Below are 25,232 nucleotides of genomic sequence, written 5' to 3'. Positions count from 1 at the left end.
GACAAAAAAGGCTGCCTTCTTTTATGGCCAAACTCAGGTGATACTAAATCCGTTGAGTATAGGCTACTTAGGGTCTGCTGAAAAAGTTTTTCCTGGGGGCAGGGTGTGGGGTGTGGGGTTTTACCGGTTTTGAGGTGGCCAATTACCTAATTTTCAGGGAAAAAGTCCCGGAATTTTCCCCCTGATCACTCCCATGCCAGGTACTTTTTGATTGACAAAAAGTCTAAAAGTCTTACCCAACAAGGTTTTTAGATTTATTCAGCCAACCCTACTTATGAGGACAGGCAAAAGGCACTCTTGCAATAGGCAAAAGGGGCAATAGATAATCAGTCTTTAATAACCGGATTTAGTATGAGTTAGCCAGAAAATTAGGGAGTTTGGGGAGAGAAGCAGGAGATTTTTGGGGGATAACAAGGGTTTTTCTCTAGAAAAATTGCCCTTGCCTCCCCGTGTCTCCCACTGCTCCTTGTAATATCTCCACAGACGATTATTCTTCTTCGTAATCCTCCTCGAAATCGTCCTCCTCCCCTTCCTCATCAGCTTCTGACCAGCGATCGCTGATGGGTTGGCGACTAAAGCGACTGCTGCCGCGGGAGGAGAGGAAAGCCATTTCATCATCCTCTAAATCGACCACATCACCCTCAGCGTAGGCGCGAGCGGTTTGATCGTCAAGAATCATATCGCTATCCTCACTACTATCGCCGAAACCGGGACGAGGAGGCAAGCCGAGGCCGCCGGGGGGAGCGTAATAGCTACGATTGTTGTAGTTATATTCCTCCTCTGGGGGGGTGTAATCACTGATCCCCGCCGTGTTTTCGTGGGAATTGAAGCCAGTACCCGCCGGAATCAGACGACCGATAATCACGTTTTCCTTGAGACCCCGTAACCAGTCGGACTTGCCTTCGATCGCCGCTTCGGTGAGGACGCGGGTGGTTTCTTGGAAGGAGGCGGCACTGATAAAGCTATCGGTATTCAAGGAAGCTTTGGTGATTCCCAGTAGTACAGGCGTATATTTAGCTGCCGCCCCACCGGTGATCGACATGGCTTCGTTTACCGTCTCCACCTGTCGCAGTTCCAACAATTCCCCAGGTAACATACTGGTATCGCCGCCGTCATCGATCCGCACCTTAGAGGTCATCTGACGCACGATCACTTCAATATGTTTATCGGCAATATCGATCCCTTGGGATTGGTAAACCGACTGTACCTGATCAACGAGGAACATCTGGGTTTTTTCCAAGGCTTTCAGGGCTGCCTCGTAACTGCCCAGGCTATCCACATAATAATTAAAGAACACCTCTAAAATCTCGTGGGGATTAGCCTGACCATCGGTTAACGCCTGACCCACATCAATACGCTGATTATCGCTCACCAGAGGGTTTTGACTGCCTAAAAGCGGATATTCACTGATCGTGCCGTCATCCTCGACCACCTTAATATCGACGATCTCAGAATCTTGGTACTCCACTTGACAAACTCCCGGCTTGCGTGCCAGGACACAGGCCTCTTTCGGTTTACGCGCTTCGAGCAGTTCTTCGATTCTCGGTAAACCTTGAATGATATCCCCGGTTTTCGAGCGCTCAAACACCAACAGCACCAAATTATCGCCCCGTTGGACCAGATCTCCCTCGTCGATGTGCAGAATGGCCCCCGCCGATACTCGGTAGGGTCGGGCCTTACGCAGACGGATTTCATAGCCAGTGGCGGTTTTGTCAACGGCCAGCACTTGACCGGAATTGGGGGCTAAAACTCCGGCAGCGATCTCAGCTTCGGCGATTACCAGATCCCTGGCCTTGACGGTGGGAGCAACAGCGAGCGGGAGAATAAACTCGTCACGGTCACTCACAATTAAAAGACGGCGCACCGCTTCGCTGCCCTTGCGAATCCCGCGAATTTCTCCAGCTTCCTTACACTGGATTTCGGTTCTGGCCACCACTGCCCCCGGTGGAATTTCATCGCCATCTTGGACGAGAACGCGAGTCTGAATATTACCGCCTAAAGGATCATTATCACTATCCCGACGCAGCACCAGAGATTCGAGAATAACTAACTGTAAACGCTGACAATCCCTGTCCTCAATCGGTTCTAACTCGATATCGGCCGTCAGATGGGAGACTGATTCTGGTTCTTCGCTGGAAATTTCGAGGACTAATTGGGTGCTGATCAGTTGACAACCCTCGACGGATTTAACTCTTTCACCGTCTTTAAAGAAGATGCGCTGCACCGATCGCAGTTCGATATGTCGTCCTCCTTCTTGGTTAGCGGAACCTTGGGTGGGAGAAGTGGATTGGTCTTGTACAGTGAACTCCTGTACCGGTCGCAGTAGTAAACCCAAACCCTCGTTAGTTTCCACCCATTCCGCTTGCCGTAACTCCTCGATCGTGACTTCGGGGGTTAACTGTGTCCCGGGGTAAATTAACTGTTCTTGGGCAATTCCGGAGGATTCCGGTTCGAGATCCATAAATAACAGCCCCGGTTTGACAATGATCTCCCGGAGGATGTCATTTTTCTGGATGACTTCCACCACACCGCTAGAGTTACAGAAGATGTCTTTAACCACTTCTTCCCCTGCTTCCACATACTGCCCATCTTCCACCTGTAAGAGGGAGATATCTTTATTAACTTCGTGGGTTTCTTCGGGAATCCAGAGGATCGTGCCGCCTTTGGTGATTTCATAACCCTGTTTGCGGCTGCCTTTGGCGACTTCGATATCGACGTATTTAATCATACCGCCGGTGTGGGTTTGATAGCGATCGTCGATTAACTCGGCGACAATGGCATGATTCTGTACTTTTGTCCCCGGAGTGGTTTTCAGTAGGAAGCTTTGACCATCTCCCGTATGAATAATAAACTGTTCCCGACCGGCACTACTTTCTACTTTTACCTCGGCCTGATCCAAGGACACGGAAGCGGTGACGATATCGATTTCCCGGCTATTGGGGGCTAAACGCACCAAACCGCCGTTAGTGGATACTAACTTAGTTTCCGCTAGAACATCCCCCACTTGTACTTGATCGCCGTTACTGACCACGGGTTCGGCTCCTGGGGGCAAGTTATACACTTCTCCGGAGAGAATCCATAGTAATCCCCCCCGTTGGGCGATGCGGGTGGTATTGCCTTGGCGATCGGTTTTTTCTTCTGGCACTAATTGGGAGAATAGCACCTCGCCAGCTAAGTCACTGGTTACGTCTTTTGTGGCTTTTTCCGTGGATTTTTGGACTTTATCGGAGGTAATTTCCGCTAGTAACTGTTCCTCGCTTACTGTTTCCCCATCGGTGACGAATAGCAGCGAACCAGGAGTCAAAGAGTAGGTGACAGTTTCTTTAGTTTTATCCTTGGGTGTTAATTTAATTTCCCCCGGTGCCTCCACCTGATCCCGTTCATCCCCGTGGCGAGTTCGCACGTTACGGATACTTAACCCCGGCAGAAAACGCACGGTTCCCTCGAAGGGACTCCGCACTTGCCGGGCCACTTCTCCGGTAAATACGCCCCCGGTGTGGAAGGTACGCATGGTTAACTGAGTCCCCGGTTCCCCGATCGATTGGGCGGCAATAATTCCCACTGCTTCCCCCATATCCACCGGATGACCGTGGGCCAGACTCCAACCGTAACAGGTTTGACAAACCGAGCGGGCTGCTTCACAGGTTAAGGGGCTGCGGACTTTGATTTTATCGACGAGTCGCCCTAGTTTTTCGGCGGTTTCGTCATCGATAATCTGGTTGCGGGTGGCGATCACTTCTCCATTGACCACCACATCTTCGGCCAAGGAACGACCTAATAGGCGATCGCTTAAGGGAATTAACACGCGATCGCCATCGGTCATGGCGGTTAATTCAACATAACGATTAGTGCCACAATCTGCCTCGCGGACGATGACATCTTGGGACACATCGACGAGACGACGAGTCAAATAACCGGAATCTGCCGTCCGTAGGGCTGTATCAACTAAACCTTTGCGCGCCCCGTAGGAGGAAATAACGTATTCGGTAACGGTCAATCCTTCCCGGAAGTTAGTCTTAATCGGGAGGTCGATAATTTCCCCCTGGGGATTAGCCATTAATCCCCGCATTCCCACTAACTGACGCACTTGGCTCATATTACCCCGCGCCCCGGAGAAAGCCATCATATAGACGGAGTTGAGGGGATCGGTGACTTGGAAGTTGCGAATTACTTCATCTTTAAGCGATTCAGATGTACTATTCCAAGTGTCAATTACTTTTTGGAAGCGTTCCACTTCGGTGATTTCCCCGCGCACATAACGCTGTTCGGTTTGCCGGATTTCCTGTTCGGCACTTTCGATCATCTGTCGTTTAGCCGGCGGTACGGTTAAATCATCCACACTAATGGAAACCCCTGCTTTGGTAGCGAAACGAAACCCGAGGTTTTTCAATTCATCGGCCATTTGTGAACAGCGCGCCGAACCGTAGTTTTGATAGGCCCAAGCGATCAGTTTTTTCAGTTTTCCTTTGTCAACAGTTTGGTTATAAAACATCTCGATCCGGGTAACAAGTAAACAGCTATTAGCTATCAGCCATCAGCATTCAGCTATCAGTTAGAAAAGGGAACAGGAAACAGGGAATAGAGAACGGGGAATAGGCAAATTTTTACTTTACTGTCCTTTTTTTGGCTTTTTCCTTGAAAATTCTCTCCTGTCTCCTGACTGGAAAGAGGGTGTAGGGTGTGGGGTGTAGGGAAAGAAACCTCTTTCATCTGTGGGGGTGAAAATTTTTTCATCGGGACTGACTCCTGACTTCTCACTGATAACTGATAACTGATAACTGATAACTGATAACTGATAACTGAAATTACACTTCCGATTCTTCTTCTTCAAGGTCTTCCGTGGTTAAGGATTCGTAGGTGGGGCGAGAGGGGGCGCGACGACCGACATCGACCATCAGATCCACCTCCACATCGCGGGAAGTACCATCGGGGGCATTTTCCACCTTGTGAACGGCGATATCGAGGCCGAGGGATTGCAATTCTCGCATCAAAACCTTAAAGGATTCTGGCGTACCAGGGCGGGGAATCGGCTTGCCTTTTACGATCGCATTTAAAGCCTCATTCCGTCCTTGCATATCATCGGATTTTACCGTTAGCAATTCCTGCAAGGTATAGGCTGCCCCGTAGGCCTCTAGGGCCCAGACTTCCATTTCTCCGAAGCGCTGACCCCCCTGTTGAGCTTTACCGCCCAGGGGTTGCTGGGTAACCAAGGAGTAGGGACCGGTAGAACGGGCGTGAATTTTATCATCAACCAGGTGAACCAGTTTTAACATATAGGCCATACCGACGGTAACGGGACGGTCAAAGGGTTCGCCGGTGCGACCATCATAGACGGTGACTTTGCCGGCGTGTTCTTCCTTGAACACCCAATCGCGATTAGGTTTTTTCGAGGCGTTTTCTAGCAATCCGTGGACGGTTAAACGGCTGGCTTCTTCCCCATACATTTCGTCAAAAGGAGTAATCTTAAAGCGCACGCCCAGATTTTCGCCGGCCCAACCCAGTAAACATTCAAACACCTGACCGACGTTCATGCGACTGGGAACCCCTAGGGGATTAAGAACGATATCGACGGGGCGACCATCGGGGAGGTAGGGCATATCTTCCAGGGGCAGAATCCGAGAAATAATCCCTTTATTGCCGTGACGACCCGCCATTTTATCGCCCACTTGGATTTTGCGTTTTTGGGCAACATAGACCCGCACCACCATATTGGCCCCGGGGGGTAATTCATCCCCCTGTTCGCGGGTAAATACCCGCACATCCACTACCCGGCCTTTTTCGCCGTTGGGGACGCGTAGGGAGTTATCCCGTACATCCCGGGCCTTTTCGCCGAAAATTGCCCGCAGTAGTTTTTCTTCGGGGGGTTGGTCTGATTCGCCTTTCGGGGTGACTTTCCCCACAAGGATATCGCTGGCTTCTACCCAGGCACCGATGCGAATAATGCCGCGTTCATCGAGGTTTCGCAGGGCATCTTCACCGACGTTGGGAATTTCCCTGGTGATTTCCTCCGGTCCAAGTTTAGTTTGACGGGCTTCGATCTCGTATTTTTCGATGTGGATACTGGTATAGACATCTTGTGCCACCAGTCGTTCACTGATTAAAATCGCATCTTCGTAGTTATAGCCTTCCCAGGGCATATAGGCGACGAGGATATTCTGGCCGAGGGCGATTTCTCCTCCTTCGGTGGCGGAACCATCGGCGAGAATCTGCCCGGGGACAACCTGTTCACCTTGATAGACTAAAGGACGCTGATTTAAGCAGGTATCTTGGTTAGAGCGTTGATATTTCTGAATTTCGTACTCGATCTCGCTCTTGCCGAAAATCTCTTTGTCTTCATCCGCCACTTTGATGCGAATCCGGTTAGCATCGACGTAGGAAACAACCCCATTGGTACGGGAAACGATCACCATGCCAGAGTCGCGAGCGGCCTGTGCTTCCAATCCGGTACCCACAAGGGGACGTTCGGGACGCAGCAGGGGAACCGCTTGTCGTTGCATATTAGAACCCATGAGGGCGCGGTTAGCGTCGTCGTGTTCGAGGAAGGGAATCAGGGAAGTTGCCACCGAGACAATTTGGACGGGGGAAACACAAACGTAGTCCACTTGTTCGGGGGAAGTGGTGGAGAATTCCTGCCGATAGCGCACTGGGATAGTTTCGCCGAGGATATAACCATTTTCATCGGTGGCCACGTCTCCCGGAGCCACCCGCAGATCGTCTTCTTCGTCGGCGGTTAGGTATTTAACGGGGAGATCATAGCGTACTCGGCCATTTTCCACCACATAACAGGGGGTTTCAATAAAACCGTAGTCGTTGACGCGAGCGTAGGTGGCCAGGGAACCGATTAAACCGGCGTTGGGACCTTCTGGGGTTTCCACCGGACAAATGCGACCGTGGTGGGAGGGGTGGATGTCGCGCACGGCAAAACCAGCCCGTTCCCGGGTGAGACCGCCGGGGCCGAGGGCGGAAATGCGGCGTTTATGGGTCAATTCCGCTAGGGGATTGGTTTGATCCATGAACTGGGAGAGTTGCGAGGAACCAAAGAATTCTTTAATCGCCGCTACTAGGGGTTTCGGGTTGACTAGGGAAGCGGGGGTGAGGTTTTGGGATTCGCTGACGGTCATCCGTTCCCGAATGATTCTTTCTAAGCGGTTTAAACCTACTCGCACTTGGTTTTGTAGCAGTTCACCCACGGAACGGACGCGACGGTTGCCGAGGTGGTCGATGTCGTCGGTGTTGCCGATGTCAAATTCGAGGTTAATTAGGTAGTCGATCGCCGCTAAGATGTCGGTGGTGGTCAGAACGCGCTGGTTATCGGGGACGTTGAGGCGTAGTTTTTTGTTGAGTTTATAACGACCAACGCGACCGAGATCGTAGCGTTTATTGTCAAAAAAGCGCGATTCGAGCAGTTGTTGCCCGCCGGTGACGGTGGGAGGTTCCCCGGGGCGTAGTTTGCGGTACAGGTCGAGGAGGGCCTCTTCTTCGCTGGGATTGCCTTCTTTGTCGAGGGTTTTTTGGTAGAATTCGGGGTGGCGTAGGGAGTCAAAGATTTCGTTATCGCTCAATCCGATCGCTTTCAGGAGAACTTGGGCGGATAATTTGCGGGTTTTGTCGATTCTGACCCAGACTAAGCCGTTTTTGTCGGTTTCAAATTTTAACCAAGCTCCTCGGTTGGGAATCAGGGAAGCGGAGTAGGTACGGCGACCGTTTTTGTCGATTTCGGCTTTGTAGTAAACACCGGGGGAACGGACGATCTGATTGACGATGACTCGTTCGGCCCCGTTAATGATAAAGGTTCCCCGTTCGGTCATCAGGGGTAAATCGCCGATAAAGACTTCCTGTTCGATGTTTTCTCCCGTTTCTTTGTTGATTAGACGGGTGGGAACGTACATCTGAACGGAATAGGTGCTATCGCGTCGTTTGGCTTCATCGACGTTGTATTTCGGTTCTTTGAGTCTGTAGTCCTGGCCGAGAAAATGTAGTTCTAATTTACCTGTATAGTCGCTGATGGGGGAAAAGCTATTCAGTTCCTCGATTAGTCCTTCTTCCAAAAACCACCGAAAACTGGAGTGTTGGATTTCGATGAGGTCGGGTAAGAGGTTAAAGGTAAGATTGTTCATTATGGTTACAAGGGCTGATGACACGATAGCGACGGTCGGGAATTGCTCTCGGAGATCGGGGTTTTTAGGGGTTGGGTGTTGGGGTTTTAGGGTGTTGGGGTTTTAGGGTGTTGGGGTTTTAGGGTTTTAGTTGAATTCCCCCATTTCCCCATTTCCCCGTCCCCTGCTCTGTGCTAATAAACTATGTTTTTTAACTGGGGAGTTGAAATAAGTTGCGGGCGTTCTGGGTGGTTTGTTCGGCTAGGGTTTCGACCGGATAGCCGCGCAGACGGGCGACGGTTTCGGCCACGTGGAAGACGAAGGAGGGTTCACAAGGTTTACCGCGGTGGGGATTGGGGGAGAGAAAGGGGCAATCGGTTTCGATCAGTAGGCGATCGCTGGGGACAATTTGGGCGGCAGCTTGCACAGTTTTACTGTTTTTGAAGGTGACAATGCCGCTAAAGCTGATGTAAAAACCCAAATCTAAAAACCATTGAGTTTCTTCGGGGTTGCCAGTCCAGCAGTGCATCACGCCGCGAATTTTGCCCACTTGTTGCCGAAAGGCGCTGATTTCCTCCCGCATGACCGGGGCCGCATCTCGACAATGGATAATCACGGGTTTATCGAGACGATGGGCGATTTCTAATTGCGTCCAAAAGACCTGTTTTTGCTGCTCTTGATTATCCGCTTTATAGAAGTCTAAACCCATTTCCCCGATCGCCACGACGCGCCGATCAGATCGGGCTAGGGATTCGATCTGATCGGCACTATTATCTCGCCATTTTTGGGCATCTAGGGGATGTAAACCGACGGCGAAGGAAATTTCCTCAAATTGATCGGCAATGGCTTTAATCGCTGCAAACTCCTCCGGTTCGACACAGGAGTGAACCAGATGAACGACTCCCACACTTCGCCAACGTTCGGAGATAGCGGGCAAGTCGGCTTGCAAAACGTCAAAGTTCAAATGAACGTGCGTATCTATTAATTGCATCGACCCCCGATCGCTTGTTGCGTCTGTCCTGATTACAGCTTACTCGTTTCTTAGGAAGCTTGGCTAACTTTTTGCAAAGCTTTGGCTAAACCGGCTTTTTTTCTAGCGCCGTTGTTCCGGTGCAGGACGTTGCGCTTGACGGCTTTATCGATTTTACTGTAAGCTTCCGATAGAGCTTGTTGGGCGCTTTCTAGCCCTTCTGGGCTGGGGTTGGCTCCGTAGGCCGAGACAGCGACAAGACATTTTTTGATCAGGGTTCTTACGGCTGACTTGTACGCTTTGTTGCGGAGACGATTTCTTTCGGAGATTTGGACTCGTTTGAGTGCAGACTTTGTATTAGCCACAGTCGTTTCTTGTTCTCAATACTGGTATGGTTAATCGGGACACAGACAAACCATAATAACAGATTTGTGCTATTTGTTGCAAGAGTTTTCTGGACAAGATTGGGGCAACCCCAGAGATATTTTCAGGATTAGGTTCCCACAGATGGGGAAGTGTAGATGACAGTAAAACTGAGCCTCAAGGAGACTCAGTTGCTAGTTTTTTAAGGACGGGAAGTTAACGAATGTACTCTTTGAGGATACTATTACGGTTGGGGTGACGCAGTTTCCGCAGGGCCTTGGCTTCTATTTGACGAATGCGCTCGCGAGTGACGTTGAAAATCTGGCCGATTTCTTCGAGTGTTTTCATCCGGCCGTCATCTAAACCGTAGCGCAGACGCAGCACATCGCGTTCGCGAGGACTAAGGGTATCGAGGACGTTTTCTAAATCCTCGCGTAATAAATTTTTAGAAACTTCATCTTCTGGGGTTTCCCCATCCGCTTCGATAAAGTCTCCTAAACGGGAATCTTCTTCTTTACCGATGGGAGTCTCTAGAGAAATAGGTAATTGGGCAGATTTAGCAATAAAACGCAGTTTTTCAATGGTCATCTCCATCTTGGTGGCGATTTCTTCCTCGGTGGGTTTGCGACGCATTTCCTGAGAAAGAATCTTGGTGGTTTTTTTGATCCGGGAGATGGTTTCGTAGAGGTGGACGGGAAGTCTAATGGTGCGGGATTGATCGGCGATCGCCCGGGTGATGGCTTGACGAATCCACCAAGTGGCATAGGTGGAGAATTTATAACCCTTTTCGTGGTCGAATTTTTCGGCGGCGCGGATCAAACCGAGAGAACCTTCTTGAATTAAATCTTGGAAGGAAAGACCGCGGTTCATGTATTTCTTGGCGATGGAAACCACTAAACGCAGGTTCGATTGTACCATTTTTTCCTTAGCGCGACGACCATGGTACAATCGACGCTTAAAGGCCGATAAGTATTCCTTTGATTTCGCCAGCCATTCTTCCACCAGGGGAGCCATTAGCTCCGTCTTACCTAAATAAGCCTTAATATCCGATAATTTCGGTTCTTTTTCCGATTTTTCGGCGATAATTTTTTCGATGCGCTCGAACAAGAAAACCTGTTTTCCCCATTCAGCATCGCTATAGAGGCAAAAATCTTCGCGAATGCGTTCTAATTTCAGTAGATCGGCGATTTTTCTCGCTAATTCGATCTCCTCCTCCGCTCTCAATAACCGAATCCTGCCGATCTCTTGCAGATAAATCCGAATCGAATCTTCTGTATAGGGTTTTTTTCTAGCGGCGTCGCGACGACGAGCGCTGGCAAGGCGGCGGGTTTTTTTGCCATCGTTGCTATCGCTGACTTCTTCTAGCTCTAACTCGATATCCTCATCATCGAAGTCTTCGTCTAGGTCAATCAAATCTAAATCCAATGGCGGCTCGGTAAGGGTTAGTACATCGTGGGCCTGCATCATGCCGTTTTCCTCTTGCTCCTTCTGTGCAAAACTAGAAGATCGAATCTCAATCTAGGTGATACTGAACAAATTTGTGTCTCAAATCCGAGACGGGGAAAGACTTTTCCGATTGTAGCTTTAATTACAACAAATGGGAGAATATCTTTGCTTAAATTCTCTTGTGTCGATGCGATTTTAGCGACACGGAATACTGTTTTAGCTCGGTCAACTCATAATCTGGCTCCTGCAAAAATTGGGTAAATGGCTGGAGGACTGAAATCCGATCACCGGTTTGTCTGCGGTGTTGACCAGATAGCTAACAATCAAAGGAATTATTGAACGGGTCAACTGTTCCCATTGGCAAGGGGAACAGCATCCCTATTGGCCCTTGCTAATTCCTTTAGTCCTTAGCTATTGTATTTAATTTGATCGGATTCTTGCGGATAAATTTTATCCCTCATTGCTTTTAGGGGAATCTTGTTTTAGTACACTTGCACCATGATAATTAGGGTGCAAGCTCATACTATTAACTTAGCAACATTTTAGAAATTTGCGAGACAAATTTAAGATTTTCTCCAACAGCGACGTGGGGTGTGGGGAAGTGGGGAAGTGGGGTGGTGGGGTGGTGGGGTGTGGGGTGTGGGGTGTGGGGTGTGGGGTGTGGGGTGTGGGGTGTGGGGTGTGGGGTGTGGGGTGTGGGGTGTGGGGTGTGGGGTGTGGGGTGGTAGGGTGGTGGGGTGGTAGGGTGGTGGGGTGTGGGGTGTGGGGTGTGGGGTGTGGGGTGTGGGGAGAATAAATAAAAATAGTCTCCTGTCTCCTGACTCCTGACTCCTGACGACCGGCTACTGACTCCTAACTCCTGTCTCCTGAATCCTGACTGCTAACCCCACCGACCAACTTGTTCAGCAAACCCTATCTAGACTTGTAGCATTTCTGGGGTTTTTTCCTTCTGCTGCAGTGCGACGTGGAGACGGTTTAAGGCACTGACGTAGGCGCGAGCGGAGGCGACAATAATATCGGTATCGGCCGCGTGAGCGGAGTAGGTGCGTCCTTCGTAACGGAGACGGATGGTCACTTCTCCTAAAGCATCGATTCCCTCGGTAACTTCTCGCACCGAGAAAGAGATTAATTCGTTAGGAATCTTCACCACTCGATCGATCGCTTTGCAGAGAGCATCCACCGGACCTGTCCCAATGGCCGCATCGGATAACTCGCTACCGTCAGGAGTGCGAATCGTTACCGTGGCCGTGGGCCGGGCGCTATTTCCGCAGGACACTTGTACTAATTCAAGGCGGAAGTGATCGGGAACCGTATCGATTTCATCGTTAACAATCGCTTCCAGATCGCGATCGGTGATTTCCTTTTTGCGATCAGCCATTTCCTTAAACTGGATAAAAGCGTTATTAAGTTCCGTTTCCGAAAGTTCAAAACCCAATTCCTGTAACCGAGAGCGAAAAGCGTTGCGGCCAGAGAGTTTACCGAGAACGATCTGATTATGGGTTAAACCGATCGATTCTGCATCCATAATCTCATAGGTGAGTTTATGTTTTAACACCCCGTCCTGATGGATTCCCGACTCGTGTGCGAAAGCGTTAGCACCGACGATCGCCTTATTCGGTTGCACGATCATGCCGGTAAGATTAGAAACTAGGCGAGAAGTGCGATAGATTTCCTTGGTGTTGATCTTGGTTAAAGGTTCCGTGGACTCTGCTGGACGACCAAGGAAAGGATTAAAATAGGAGCGCCGCACATGAAGGGCCATCACCAACTCTTCTAGGGAAGCATTACCGGCACGCTCACCGATACCGTTAATGGTACATTCCAACTGTCGAGCGCCATTTTTAACTGCTTCGAGGAAATTAGCCACCGCTAACCCTAAATCATCGTGACCATGGACGGAGATAATCGCTTGGTCGATATTGGGGACATTTTCCTTAATTCCCCGGATTAAAGCCCCAAATTCGCTGGGGGTGGTGTAACCGACGGTATCGGGAATGTTAACGGTGGTGGCTCCTGCGGCGATCGCTCTTTCGAGGACTTGATAGAGGAAGTCCGGATCGCTGCGGCCGGCATCTTCGGGGGAAAATTCCACATCATCAACGAAGGATTTGGCATAGGCCACCATTTCCGGCACAATCTCAAGAACTTCCTGACGAGTCTTCTTAAGTTTGTATTGGAGGTGGATATCAGATGTGGCTAGGAAGGTGTGAATTCTGGGCTTGGCGGCGGGTCTGAGCGCATCGGCTGCTGATTTGATATCTTTTTGAGTAGTGCGGGCTAATCCGCAAATAATCGGGCTATCAGCTTCGCTGCCGACGCTGGCGGCAATTTTCTGCACCGCATCAAAGTCCCCCGGACTAGCGTGGGGAAAACCCGCTTCAATGACATCAACTCCCAGTCTTGCCAGTGCGCGCGCTATGGTTAGCTTCTCATCCACATTTAAAGCGGCACCCGGGGACTGTTCCCCATCTCGAAGGGTGGTATCGAAGATAATCACACGATCTGGACTGGTATTCATAGTTTTTTTGTACCGTTAACGAACTTGGGAGTTGTTCCTCTGATTATAGCAGCCCAGGCCGAGGGGGTTGTTAAGGAAAATTGCGCTGAGAATTTCTCGACTTGCTCGCGCTTTTCCTGCTTGCCCTTTTTTTGGCTACCATAGAGGATATGGATAAATTGGCGAGGGAGTTAAAAATGTTTGGCAAACCAGCGAAAGAACCGAACCCACCGGAGGTAAAAGACCTACAGGAGGTGATGTTTTCGATTAAGCAAAATCTCGAACCGGATCAGGATAAAACCGATATTAATCTTGTTGAGACTCCTACTCCAGAGGTGGTTACTGTAGTTGAAAATATTAGTAAAATTCTCTCTCCCTATTTTATCGTTTTGGTGGGTTTATTTCTCTATGATCGGAATAGTTTTATCGGTTTTTTGTTAGTCTTTACGGGAGTTTTAGCAATTTTCGGAGTTTCTCTCAAGGATATTAATAAACTTATTGAAGAAGGGAAAAAGTTTTTCCAATCTAAATAGTTTTCTCCTCTGGGTATAGCAGTGATCTTAATGGTGCGGTGGCCAGTCTCTGCTGTTAGGAAAGGGCTAGAAGGGGGCTTTTTTCAGTGATCAGTCAGTAAACAGTGAACTGATACTAAATCCAGTTATTAAAAACTGATTATTTATTCTCCCCTTTGCATGAGTGCCTCTTGCCTGAGTGCCTGTCCTCATAAGTAACCTATACTCAACGGATTTAGTATGATAACTGAAAACTCACATCTGATAACTGAAAACTGATAACTGATAACTGATATAAGATTATGTCTTTAGTTGCATCTTTACTCGATCGAGTATCTCCTCAGAATTTACAACAATTGCGAGCCAGCGATCGAGCTTGGCAAGCTTTGCGTTTAGAAAATCCAGTTATTCCTGCGGTAATTAATCAAAGTCAAGAATCTTTAGGAGAGACGGATTTTGATCTAGTTATTGCGGGGGGAACTTTGGGAATTTTCATCGGGGCTGCTTTGCAAACTAGGGGCTGGCGTGTGGCATTATTAGAAAGAGGTATTCTGCGCGGTCGTGAGCAGGAGTGGAATATTTCCCGTTTAGAATTAAGCAGTTTTTTAGAGTTAGATTTATTGACCGAAGCTGAATTAAATCAAGCGATAGCGACGGAATATAATCCTGCTAGGGTGGGATTTTATCAAGGTTATGAGCTTTGGGTCAGAGATATTTTAAATATCGGTGTTGATCCGGTTTATTTGCTAGAGACTTTAAAAACTAAGTTTTTAGAAGCGGGAGGAAAGTTATTAGAAAATTCGGGGTTTAGTGGGGCGATTATTCATCCCGATGGAGTAATGGTTAAAACGGGAGAAGTGACTTTAAAAACCCGTTTATTAATCGATGCCATGGGTCATTTTTCAGCAATTGCAAAACAGGCAAGAAAAGGAGAAAAACCCGATGGAGTTTGTTTAGTGGTGGGTAGTTGCGGTCAGGGGTTTCCCAGTAATGAAACTGGTGATTTGATTTATTCTTTTACCCCAATCTTGCACCAATGTCAATACTTTTGGGAAGCATTTCCCGCTAGGGATGGTCGGACAACTTATTTATTTACTTATCTCGATACCCATCCCGATCGCTTTAGTTTAGAATTTTTGATGGAGGAGTATTTAAGATTACTGCCGGAGTATCAAAAGGTGGATTTAGAAGCGGTAAAATTTCAGCGTTTTCTAGCGGGTTTTTTCCCTGCCTATCGTCAAAGTCCTTTAAAGATGCCTTGGTCAAGAATTCTGGCAGTGGGAGATAGTAGTGGTAGTCAATCTCCGGTAAGTTTTGGTGGTTTTGGGGCAATGGTCAGGCATTTAAAAAGGCTAACTTTCGCCATCGAGGAAGCTTTACAAATCGATGCTTTAAACCGAGAAGATTTAGCCCTTTTACAACCATATCAACCTAATATATCGGTAACGTGGCTATTTCAAAAAACCATGAGTGTCCAGATATATGCTAACCCTAATCCCAATCAAATTAATGACTTAATGAGTGGAGTTTTTCGGGTAATGGACAAGTTGGGAGATGAGGTATTAAAACCATTTTTACAGGATGTGGTGCAGTTTTCTTCCCTCTCAAAAACTTTGCCTTTGGTTAATCCTCAATTAGTTTTACCGATGATTCCGCAAGTGGGTATCAGTCCTTTTATCGATTGGACGGGACATTATTTGAATTTAGCTTTGTATAGTGGTTTATATCCCTTGGCAGCCACCTTAAAACCTGTTTTAGAAAAGTTACCCGACAAGCAAAAATATCTTTACCATCGTTATTTAGACAGTTGGAAATATGGCTCCGGGGGAGATTTTATCAGTAAACAGTAAACTGATAACTGATAACTGATAACTGATAACTGATTTAATCTTTATCTTGAAAAAATTGTTGATCGAGATAATTAACTTTAGCATAGGGTTCTAAAGCGGAGAGAATTTGTCTGCCATAACTGCGGGCATTGACACGATTATCGAGGACAGCCACACAACCTTGACACTCCCGGAGAGACTGGACAGATTTCTGAATTTCCCTCACTGCTGTGGGTAAAAGATAGGCACGAAACCAGTCGAGATGTTGTCGTTTGTAGTAAGCAATTTTGCCAGCAACGAGAGGATTTTCGGGGGATGGTAAGGGTAAAGTAGCGATAATTAATAAACTGGGAGTCGGAAATTTTTCTTGATGGGTTTGCCAGAATTGCCAACCACAAACCAGAATAGTATTATTATTAATCTCAGTTTTTTCCACTTGCACTCGCGAACCGTAATCGGCTGCCATTTGGGTGGCAATTTGTGCCTTGAGGGGAACATCTTCAATCAGGATCACGATCGGTTGTTCACTGGTATGATTAGCGCTAACTAATTCTCGCACTTGCTTTAATAACATCGGTTGAAATTCGGGTGTGTTGGGGGCGCTGATGCGATCGGGTAGATATAAATGAATATATTCACTTTCGCGATCAGCTGCAAACTTTAGAGTTAAAATTTCTCCGATACCCTGATTTTGACGGTATAAATTAGCTGATTTTTCGCTATCTAAAAAACTGCCGATTAAAACAAAGGGTTGCTGCTGCCAAATCGGTTTGAAAAAACTAGCCACCTCCAAAGGACTGATTTTTAGGGTAAATTCTTCTCGATCTCGATCTACTGATGTCCAGAGGAGATAATTATGCTCGGGGATTTTTGCCGCTAAAAGTTGCCAAGCAGAATCAGTGGCTAAGTCTTGATCCAAGCGTTGCAGGAGAGCAATTATATATTCTTTTTCTTTGGCATCGATAAGATAGCAATTATAGGGATTAATTGGATGACCAAGAATACTTTGGCTAAGTTGTGCTTTAATTAAGTCTATAACCTCTCTATGCTGGGGATATGCTGACCCTAAAGCGAACCACTGTTCGGGAGTAATGGTGACGGTGAGATAATCTACTAGACAAGTTTCTAAATCTTCGGCTCGATCGATTATCGTGGGGATATTCTGGGGAAAATGACCGAGATTGTCCAATTTATCCTCTAACCATTGTTGGGGTGTGGTGAGGAGTAAACCGGTAAAATTAGCGGGAAAGCGATCACTTTTGAGGATATCTCGCTGAGTTTGTAACCATGCTTGCAGATGGGGGATTTCCACTTCTAACAGTAGGTTTACTTCTGACTCCGGGGCAACAATTAGAACGGGTGTATCAGCTAAAAGAGCTGGGGTGAGATAACTGAGACAATAACGGATGAGAGTAGTTCCAGTTTGTATGAGAGAGGAACGTTTTAGGCGTAAAGCTCTAGCCACCAGTCGCCCCATAGTGAGATGATGAGACCAGTAAAAGCGCCCTTGTTCCCGTAAAAAAGCGCGTAGGGAAGAATGAACCGCTGCTTCTAATAAAACCATCTCATCTCAGTTATTGGTTATCAGTGATCGATCATAGCCTTGATTTTGCCACTGATTGCACTCCGAGACTCTCTTACGGTGATTTAGGTTGAAGTTCAAATTCCATCTTGGAACGATAAAAACCTAGAACTAGGTAAATGTGATTTTGCGGTAAAAAAAGCGATAAAAAACCACAATCGAAAATTTTATCAATTTTTACCGCAATTTACAGCCTTAAATTGTCAGGTTTATTTTCTGTTAGGATTTTTTACCACGACGAGATATTAAGGCTCCGATAGCACCGATACCAAAAATGCCCAGTGTCATGGATGGCTCGGGGACGGGAGTGGCAGTGATCTTAAATCCACTGGTGATAAACATTCCGAAAACGTTATCATCATGGCTTTGGTTCACTGTTTTTAAGCGCAGGAAGGTATCTCCCGGTGAGATAAAAGGGGCAGAATTAGCGCTGTTGCCAAGAGCGAGATTATAGTATTCATCATCGATTCGCGGTCCAAGGGAGGGGGAATCGAATGGGCTGGGGTTAGTAGGGTTATCACCTATTCCCCCAACAGTTATTAAGTTTCCATTTTCTGAGGACTCACCAGGAGTGCGGTCATCCGCCCCTCCTGCGCTACTGGTCAAACGTCGATCATTGGTCGAATTAGTGGTTACGTCAATCTCAGTGGCTTGATCACTCGGTTGACTGCTGTAACTAGAGGCGAGTGAAACCAGAAAATCTCCCCCAGTGTAAGGACTGGCAAAATCAAACTGACTTGTGTCTCCCCCGGTGGACCGTTCCCCGTCTAAGATAACGGAGGTCAAACCTCGGGTAGAAGAATTGCTATAGGCAACGACAAGAACCGCACCATCATTCTGCCCCTCCTCAACGATATTAAAGTTTTGGAGTCCTCCCGTAACACTGGACTTGATGATATCAGTAACATCCCAAAGAACAGTAGTAGCCTTGTTGTCCCATTGGGGAGCAAGAGTAATTCCCGAACCCACGGAAAGTGCATTCCCATGAAAATTTACTCCGTTAACTGGGTTCTTCCAGACGGAAGCGGCATAGAGATAAGCCCTCTGAATAGTAGAACCTGTGGGTATATTGGCTTTAATAACTCCGTTGTTGGAGGTGCTTCCGAAGCCGTCAATAGAAAGAGCAGCGTCGGGAATGACTTCTCGTACTATGAAACCAGCGGAAGCAGGGGCAATGTTTAGGCAAAGTCCAAAAGTAATCCCTAGGGGGAGCAATGAATAAGCAAGTTTTTTCATGATGAGCAACTGGCAACAACTTTCAGATTATAGCGTTTATCATGAAGATGGAGTGTGGCGGTATTTGTCATCATCTCTGGACGATCAGATAATATTCCGAGGTTCCGCCGTTCCGTCGTTCTCTAAAACCAGAAACTTCGTATCTCACTGTTAAGATAACTGCTAATAGACTAGACCTCTTGCATAAATCCGAAAACAAACGATAGAAACAATAATAGGAGGGACTTTCAGTTAATTATTTATTAGTAGTTGATAATCTTCAAAAATGTTGCTGTACAAGGATCGACTTAAGACTTTTGCAAGAGGTCTACTGCATATCTATTCATAATTTGTTTAAGTCAAATTTTTCAAAGGTAATGGCAGAGATGGTTAATTGCCCTCACCCCCAACCCCTCTGCCAGAAGGCTGTTTTTTGGTATTTTTGAGACAGGTTGAGAGCTTCCAGCTTAAGATTTTCTTTGTTTAGGATAGACATAGCGTGCTAACAGACTTAAAAACCATTGGATGTAAAAGATTACTTTTGCAATTAGCTTTGACAAATCTCAACACAGTCTGGATGAGAAACGGGAAGCAATGGCAACAATTTAATTTAGTCTGACTATGATCGTACAACTTTTATACAAAGACTTGTGTGATTTGACGCAGTAAAAGAAGTATTTAAGGACACAAGTAAGCTAAAACACGCGTAATTAGTCAGCGCAATAAAAAGTTTTAATTGAGAAGGGACAGAACCCTGACAGGGGCTGTATTATAGAGGGCATGGAAATTAACGACCGACTAGAACGCCGGAACTATTCCATCAAATTAGTTACTTCCAGAGAACCAACTTGAGCCACTTTGCATACTTTTGTCTTTTTGTCAAATTTTGTGTTAAGAAAGATGTGACACCGAATCCGTTTTTAATAGTGTGATTAACTCCCAAGTTATGGATTGTTTTTCCCTGCTCCCCGCTCCCTGCTCCCCACTCCCCACTCTCCACTCTCCTATACCTTTTAAATAGGATTTAGTATGACTAATGGATAGGCCTGCTACGAATAAGGAAAAATGATATTGGTATTGATATTTTGAGCTTATGCTGTCCCATCTGCTTTTTACTTGCGACTTGGTGTGAGATGATCTAGAAATGTGTATTTCATGACAAGGATAAAGAAAAGTAATGGCAGAAATTCAGTTTTCCAAGGGGTTAAAAGAACCTGTTGTTCCCGATATCCGCTTAAGTCGCACTAAAACGGGAGAGAAGGGATCGGCAGAATTTTATTTTAAGCAACCGACTATCCTCGGAGATCAACAAACCGAGGAAATCACGGGGATGTATCTCATCGATGAGGAAGGGGAAATCGTCACCACGAAAGTAAAAGGCAAATTTATCAACGGTAAACCCATGGCGATCGAAGCTACGGTTATTTTCAATTCTCCCGCAGAGTGGGATCGTTTTATGCGTTTTATGGAACGTTACGGTAGCGAAAACGGTCTAGAATTTACTAAATCTTCCTGATTTGGCCCTTAGCTTCTGGCAATTTGTCAAAAAACCCGCATTCGGGATCGATGCGGGTAAAAGTGAAAAATCAGAGGAAAAACCTATTTAACTGCCAACAATTCCACATCGAAAAGTAAAGTCGCGTTGGCAGGAATTACCCCACCGGCACCCCGCGCACCATAACCCAATTCTGGGGGGATAATTAAGGTACGCTGCCCACCGACTTTCATCGATGCGACTCCCTCATCCCATCCTTTGATCACTTGACCAACTCCAATGGTAAAGGTAAAAGGTTGATTGCGATCCTTGGAACTATCGAATTTTTTGCCGTCTGTCAGGGTTCCCGTATAGTGAACAGTCACTTTTTGACCTTTTTGGGGAGTTTCTCCGGTTCCTTCCACGATATCGATGTATTTTAGTCCCGAATCGGTGGTGACTGCTTGATCTAAATCCATGGAGATGATTTCCTTATTAATAGTTTGAGTGATAGCGGGTGGATTGGTTTCTGCGGCGATCGCATTGGTTTTTTCCCCTCCACCAAAGAGGGAAGCAACGATTAAAAATAAGCCACAAACCGCAATAATAGCAAAACTGAGCAAGATTTCGCGCATTGATTTCATAGTTCCCTAACGCCAGAGTTTATTCTCTAAGTCTCTCACCTGCCGTTCTAATCTATCAATCCTTCCCCGCAGTTCGTCCATTTCCGATTGTCGGGGAACCCCTAAATCCTGCAAGATATTGCGGACATAGCGTTCTAAGTTATTCTCGAAGCTCCCTTGTTCGGACTTCATCTGTGTCATCAGATCATCGACAAAGTTTTTAGCCTGATCGGAATTGATTTTACCGTCTTTTACTAATTCGTCGCTCACTTCTTTGATCTTTTCTGCCACCATGGAAGTAGTGCCAATACCCATCAGCAGCAATTGTTTAATCCAGTCGCTATTATCCATTGTTTTCACACTTTTCAAGGAGACGGGGACAAAAATATCCCTATTCCATTATGGACTTTTGCGGCGGTAACGGCAGAGCGATCGAGTAGATAACCCGCCAAGGCTATCCCAGTGGAACTACCCCCATCTAGGTTTAAACCGTCCTTTGCCGCCATTAACAGCAAAATTCGGGCTAATTCGCCTAAAGTTGCCCCCCGTCCCCCGACGCGATTATGGATAGCCACTAGCAAAATTTTTCCTTCTCGGCTGACTGCGATCGCACTGCGGGAAGCTTGTTGATTTTGGAATGCAGGACTAAATTTTTCGGCATTTCCATCTAAAACTATGCGTCCATTCTGCAATAATAGGGGACCTGCACCTAAAATCTGGGGATAATTAGCAAAATCTCCCGGTAGGGTGACGCTATCGAGGTTGACTCTTTCACCAATATTTAAACTAATATCTGTCTTTCGGCAGATGACTAAATAGCCGTTTTCCGGTATTTTTATACTATCCTGTGGGAAAAGATTATTTAATTTCTCCGTCACGCGATCGCCTTGGACGACTAACCCGGTTTCCCGCTCGGTGAGGGGATGATAATTACTTCCCCAATCACGAGTATAACGACTGCAGCCGGCTGTTAGGAAGGCACTATTTAACTGGGTTAGGGGAAAACGTTGTCCGGTGGCAGTAATGAGAGTTTCCTCTAAACTGAGGCGATCGATCCTGATTTTACCACGATTATCCCATGCGATCGCTCCTCGGTTTAAAATTGGTCCGGATAACCATTTGCCATCCACACGAATTGCCCCCAAAGGTAACTGATTATTACGATTAAAAAAGCCGCCATTAATCATCGCTACTGCATTACTTTCGCTATTAATCGTGATCAGGGGATTAGTGCCGCGCATTGAGGTGGAATTAGCGGTGATTGGTTTAATAGTTATCTGAGGATTTCTGGGATCGATTTCTAACCAAGTCACGGGAAACCAATCTTGATCTAACTGGATATATTTTTGATTCCAGATTAACCCTGGTTGCCAAACAATGCGCTTTTCATCCATAGCGTCGGGACGAGAATCAATGATAATTCGGGGAGGATTATCCACACTGCTGATCTGTAATCCGTAGGCAGTGGGAAGGTTAATTTTTAAACGACTGATCACTCCATTATTTTCTAAGGAAGTGATCTGAGTGGGTAAGTTATTATTGGAGTTACCTAGATCATCTTCATCGTTATTTTGGTTACTGTTGCTGATAGTTTGGGGTTGAAACCTAGAGATAAGGGATTGTTGGGCATTTCCTTCTAGGGTAATCACTGCTTGATTTTTTGCCTGACTAACTTGCCAAAAGGTCGGGCGATCGAGTTGAATAATAATCCTTTGTACTGCTCCATAATTTTCTAGCTGAATATCTTGCATCTGGGGAGCAGCAAAGTTAATAGTTAAACTATCGCCATTAATAGTGGTTGTTGCCCCCATGGTTAGTAAAATATCCGTAACGTCTAGCCAGCGATCGGAATTGATCAAATTAGCTGATAAAGTTTGTAAATTAAACCAGTTGATCGGTTGCTTTTTCGGATCATTTGTGCTAAGAAAATCCATGCCGAATAATTGTCTTGCTCCCGTGTCACCCATGGCGATTCTGGTATTATTTGCTGCTGTCCACTGTCGCCAAGGTACGGACAAAGAACGACCATTAAGAATAATTGTTCGTCCCTGTTGCTGGTTCGATAAATCCCTAGAAGCTAAAGTTATTGGTGATCTATGATCGGCTAAAGATATAGCTGGACTGCCAAGAATTATCAAGGAAGTTACCGTTACACAGATAGATGATAAATTCAGATAATTTAACTGCATAATTATCTCCCTAAATTACCTGAGTTAAGATGATAAAGAGCAATGATTTTTTCCGTGACTTCTGTAATACTGAGATGATCGGTATTAACTTCGATCGCATCTGCGGCTTTTCGCAGGGGTGCTAGGGAGCGATTACTATCCAAATAATCCCTTTTTTCAATCTCTTGGGTTAATTCTGCGAGACTAATACCTCCATTTCCCTGCGCTTCTAAGTCTTTTAATCTCCTTCTCGCTCTTTCTTCGGGTGTCGCTGTCAAGAAAATCTTTAATTCCGCTTCTGGAAAAACATTAGTACCAATATCCCGACCTTCCACAACTATTCCCCCCGACATTCCCAGCTGTCTTTGCAGGGTGACTAACTGCTGTCGCACCGCTTTTTGAGCGGCAATTCTGGACACTTGCGAGGTAATTGCGGGAGAGCGAATCTCTAAAGTCACATCTTGCCCGTTAATCTTCACTATAGTCACATTTTCGGGACTATCGGCCGGAATTATTGCTATCTTCGCTAAAGATAATAACTCGGCGATGGCCGCTTCTGCGGACAAATCCAGACCGGAATTCACCACTAACCATGTCACCGCGCGATACATCGCACCGGTATCGAGATAGGTTAACCCCAATTTTTCCGCTACTAAGCGCGTTACCGTCGATTTTCCCGCTCCAGCAGGCCCATCAATAGCGATAACTGCCCGACGTTGACGCAAGATAATATTATCAATTAAACGGGTTTGACCGATCGATCCGGCGATCGCTAATAAGCCCCCTGTCTCGATCTGCTCGATCGGTTGTAAACTCTGGGGATGGACTAAATCCAGATACTGAGGGCGAAATTCTGGTACTCTGTCCAGATTTTTTTGGACAATAGCCAGTAGTTTTTCCCTTTGTCTTTCCCCTAAACGAAAACTTTCGAGGGCTAATTGCAAACTTTGGGCGATAATTGTCGCTTTTTCCTTTTCTGTGGCCGATAGATACTGATTGCGAGAACTAACTGCTAATCCCGATGTTTCTCGCACTGTAGCACAAGCGCGAATCTCGATCGCTAAATTTAAATCCCTGACTAATTGCCGGATAATCGCTAACTGTTGAGCATCCTTTTCGCCAAAATAGGCGATCGTCGGTGCAATAATATTAAACAACCGCGTGACAATTGTGGCTACTCCCTGAAAATGTCCCGGACGAAAAGCACCACATAACCCGCTAGTCAGAGAAATCGGGGGAACAACTGCGGTTATCTCCTCAGAATTACCAATTCCTAAAGTTTCCGCACTGGGAGCAAAAATAGCAGCAACTCCCAAAGATTCACACAGTTGGCGATCGCTGTCAAGGCTGCGGGGATAGCGAGAAAAATCCTCTGTGGGGGCAAATTGTAGAGGATTAACAAAAATACTGACCACAGTTACCTCCGCTTCCGTCACTGCGCGTCGAATTAGACTAGCATGACCTTTATGGAGAGCGCCCATGGTTGGCACGAGGGCAATACTATGATCATGGCGATAATCAGCCAAAAAAGTGCGTAAACCGGGGATTGTTGTGAATATTTGCACAGGGTTCACTCCTTTAATAGCCTATTCCACTACTATTCGCCAGGGGATGCTGCCCGATGATCGATTCGGCTGCTTCCAGGGAATCGGTTTTAAATAATAACATCCCATCGCCTCTTTCTAGCCAATAACTCGTTTTTGTCTCCCGTCCTGACTTGAAAGAGGGTGTGGGGTGTGGGGTGTAGGGAAAGAAACCTCTTTCATCTGTGGGGGTGAAAATTTTTTCATCGGGACTGACTTGATTAAACGCTGCATATATGCTTGTTTGACAAACCAGGGCATAATTTTTTTCAGGACAATGACCGGTAAGCAACCCGACAATTATATAGATTAATGGCAAAAAAGACTTGACAAAATCCCTCGATTTGACCTATACTTTCTAGTATAATGGTAATCCGTGCCGAAATATATATAAGCCTTTTTAGTCCGGACTATTTCAAAAAACTTTCTGCAATTACAACCCCAAAAAAAACTTGAAACAATATCAATTAATACACTTGATCAGTTAATCGATATTAAAACTTCAATTCAAGGTAAAATCAAACAAAATTCTCTCGATCCGATGTACCTGCCTAGCGACTCCCTAATTCCCGATGATAAAATAACTAAATATCTCCTCAAATTTCGCCCCAAAGATGACAAATCAAAATACCTCGCCCGCGCTGGCTTTACCCTCGCTAATCCCGATGCACTAAAAACCGCCCTCATCCAACTAATTCAAACCAATCCCGCCATCGAAGATCTTACCAACGAATACGGAACCTTCTATCGAGTCGAGGGGGAATTAATCAGCAGTAATCAAGTTCCCCTATCCGTTGTCACGATTTGGCTAAAACGAAATCTAGATCATCAATTTCAATTTATCACCCTCAAACCTCGAAAGGAAAAATAAACC

Annotated in this window: 19 protein-coding genes; 5 read left to right on the top strand and 14 right to left on the bottom strand. The window is 46.4% G+C overall.

Annotated features, from left to right (window positions below):
- Positions 1-487 precede the first annotated feature (487 nt).
- From MAE_RS23685 to rpoD, 6 genes are all read right to left on the bottom strand, one after another.
- Positions 488-4,492 (bottom strand): DNA-directed RNA polymerase subunit beta', encoded by a 4,005-nt coding sequence (locus MAE_RS23685; protein ID WP_002796211.1) that lies wholly within the window; start codon positions 4,490-4,492, stop codon positions 488-490.
- Positions 4,493-4,548: 56 nt separating this feature from the next.
- On the bottom strand, positions 4,549-4,734 hold the full coding sequence (locus MAE_RS30900) for a hypothetical protein (protein WP_012267777.1): 186 nt from the start codon (positions 4,732-4,734) through the stop codon (positions 4,549-4,551).
- Positions 4,735-4,805: 71 nt separating this feature from the next.
- Positions 4,806-8,117 carry a DNA-directed RNA polymerase subunit beta gene (gene rpoB / locus MAE_RS23680; protein WP_002796210.1) on the bottom strand — a complete coding sequence of 1,104 codons (3,312 nt, stop codon included), beginning with the start codon at positions 8,115-8,117 and terminating at the stop codon, positions 4,806-4,808.
- Positions 8,118-8,307: 190 nt separating this feature from the next.
- Entirely contained in the window at positions 8,308-9,087 is a 780-nt protein-coding gene (locus MAE_RS23675; protein WP_002758697.1) for a TatD family hydrolase, read from the bottom strand.
- Between the two features lie 50 nt (positions 9,088-9,137).
- Positions 9,138-9,431 (bottom strand): 30S ribosomal protein S20, encoded by a 294-nt coding sequence (gene rpsT, locus MAE_RS23670; protein ID WP_002737368.1) that lies wholly within the window; start codon positions 9,429-9,431, stop codon positions 9,138-9,140.
- 214 nt (positions 9,432-9,645) lie between these two features.
- Positions 9,646-10,896: an RNA polymerase sigma factor RpoD gene (gene rpoD / locus MAE_RS23665; RefSeq protein WP_002796209.1), complete on the bottom strand. Its 1,251-nt coding sequence runs from the start codon at positions 10,894-10,896 to the stop codon at positions 9,646-9,648.
- A 580-nt stretch (positions 10,897-11,476) separates the two neighbouring features.
- Here rpoD and MAE_RS33620 point away from each other — a divergent pair.
- Entirely contained in the window at positions 11,477-11,671 is a 195-nt protein-coding gene (locus tag MAE_RS33620) for a hypothetical protein (protein WP_158303561.1), read from the top strand.
- Between the two features lie 120 nt (positions 11,672-11,791).
- On the opposite strand, the gene MAE_RS23655 is transcribed toward MAE_RS33620, so the two are convergent.
- A complete protein-coding gene (locus MAE_RS23655) occupies positions 11,792-13,393 on the bottom strand; it encodes a 2-isopropylmalate synthase (RefSeq protein ID WP_012267775.1) in 1,602 nt (533 codons plus the stop codon).
- 176 nt (positions 13,394-13,569) lie between these two features.
- On the opposite strand from MAE_RS23655, the gene MAE_RS23650 reads away from it, so the two are divergent.
- Positions 13,570-13,905, top strand: coding sequence for a hypothetical protein (locus tag MAE_RS23650; protein WP_002738082.1), 336 nt, complete (start codon positions 13,570-13,572; stop codon positions 13,903-13,905).
- Positions 13,906-14,186: 281 nt separating this feature from the next.
- Positions 14,187-15,734, top strand: a complete 1,548-nt coding sequence (locus MAE_RS23645) for an FAD-dependent oxidoreductase (protein WP_012267773.1) — start codon at positions 14,187-14,189, stop codon at positions 15,732-15,734.
- Positions 15,735-15,768: 34 nt separating this feature from the next.
- Here MAE_RS23645 and MAE_RS23640 read toward each other — a convergent pair whose 3' ends face one another.
- Positions 15,769-17,277: a helicase C-terminal domain-containing protein gene (locus MAE_RS23640; RefSeq protein ID WP_012267772.1), complete on the bottom strand. Its 1,509-nt coding sequence runs from the start codon at positions 17,275-17,277 to the stop codon at positions 15,769-15,771.
- A gap of 237 nt (positions 17,278-17,514) precedes the next feature.
- A complete protein-coding gene (locus MAE_RS23635; RefSeq protein ID WP_012267771.1) occupies positions 17,515-18,531 on the bottom strand; it encodes a PEP-CTERM sorting domain-containing protein in 1,017 nt (338 codons plus the stop codon).
- Positions 18,532-19,687: 1,156 nt separating this feature from the next.
- Between MAE_RS23635 and psb28 the strand changes: the two genes are divergently transcribed.
- Positions 19,688-20,026, top strand: coding sequence for a photosystem II reaction center protein Psb28 (gene psb28 / locus MAE_RS23630; protein ID WP_002796202.1), 339 nt, complete (start codon positions 19,688-19,690; stop codon positions 20,024-20,026).
- Between the two features lie 83 nt (positions 20,027-20,109).
- On the opposite strand, the gene MAE_RS23625 is transcribed toward psb28, so the two are convergent.
- Genes MAE_RS23625 through MAE_RS32845 form a run of 5 tightly spaced genes read right to left on the bottom strand, consistent with a single transcriptional unit; the run spans position 20,110 to position 24,677 of the window.
- Positions 20,110-20,628, bottom strand: a complete 519-nt coding sequence (locus tag MAE_RS23625) for an FKBP-type peptidyl-prolyl cis-trans isomerase (RefSeq protein ID WP_041804342.1) — start codon at positions 20,626-20,628, stop codon at positions 20,110-20,112.
- A 6-nt stretch (positions 20,629-20,634) separates the two neighbouring features.
- The gene (locus tag MAE_RS23620; RefSeq protein ID WP_012267767.1) at positions 20,635-20,958 is read right to left on the bottom strand and encodes a phasin family protein; all 324 of its coding nucleotides are present in this window, start codon (positions 20,956-20,958) and stop codon (positions 20,635-20,637) included.
- Positions 20,959-20,972: 14 nt separating this feature from the next.
- Positions 20,973-22,796, bottom strand: a complete 1,824-nt coding sequence (locus MAE_RS23615) for a phosphodiester glycosidase family protein (RefSeq protein WP_012267766.1) — start codon at positions 22,794-22,796, stop codon at positions 20,973-20,975.
- A 2-nt stretch (positions 22,797-22,798) separates the two neighbouring features.
- On the bottom strand, positions 22,799-24,340 hold the full coding sequence (locus tag MAE_RS23610) for a bifunctional pantoate--beta-alanine ligase/(d)CMP kinase (RefSeq protein WP_041804340.1): 1,542 nt from the start codon (positions 24,338-24,340) through the stop codon (positions 22,799-22,801).
- 13 nt (positions 24,341-24,353) lie between these two features.
- A complete protein-coding gene (locus tag MAE_RS32845) occupies positions 24,354-24,677 on the bottom strand; it encodes a hypothetical protein (RefSeq protein ID WP_012267764.1) in 324 nt (107 codons plus the stop codon).
- Between the two features lie 222 nt (positions 24,678-24,899).
- Here MAE_RS32845 and MAE_RS23600 point away from each other — a divergent pair, with 222 nt between their 5' ends.
- Positions 24,900-25,229, top strand: a complete 330-nt coding sequence (locus MAE_RS23600; protein WP_002755997.1) for a DUF6883 domain-containing protein — start codon at positions 24,900-24,902, stop codon at positions 25,227-25,229.
- The last annotated feature ends 3 nt before the right edge of the window (positions 25,230-25,232 follow it).

Source organism: Microcystis aeruginosa NIES-843 (genome assembly GCF_000010625.1).
In the GTDB taxonomy this organism is placed as follows: domain Bacteria; phylum Cyanobacteriota; class Cyanobacteriia; order Cyanobacteriales; family Microcystaceae; genus Microcystis; species Microcystis aeruginosa.
Note: the sequence above shows the minus strand (reverse complement) of the source record. Positions and strands in the feature narration are given on the sequence as shown.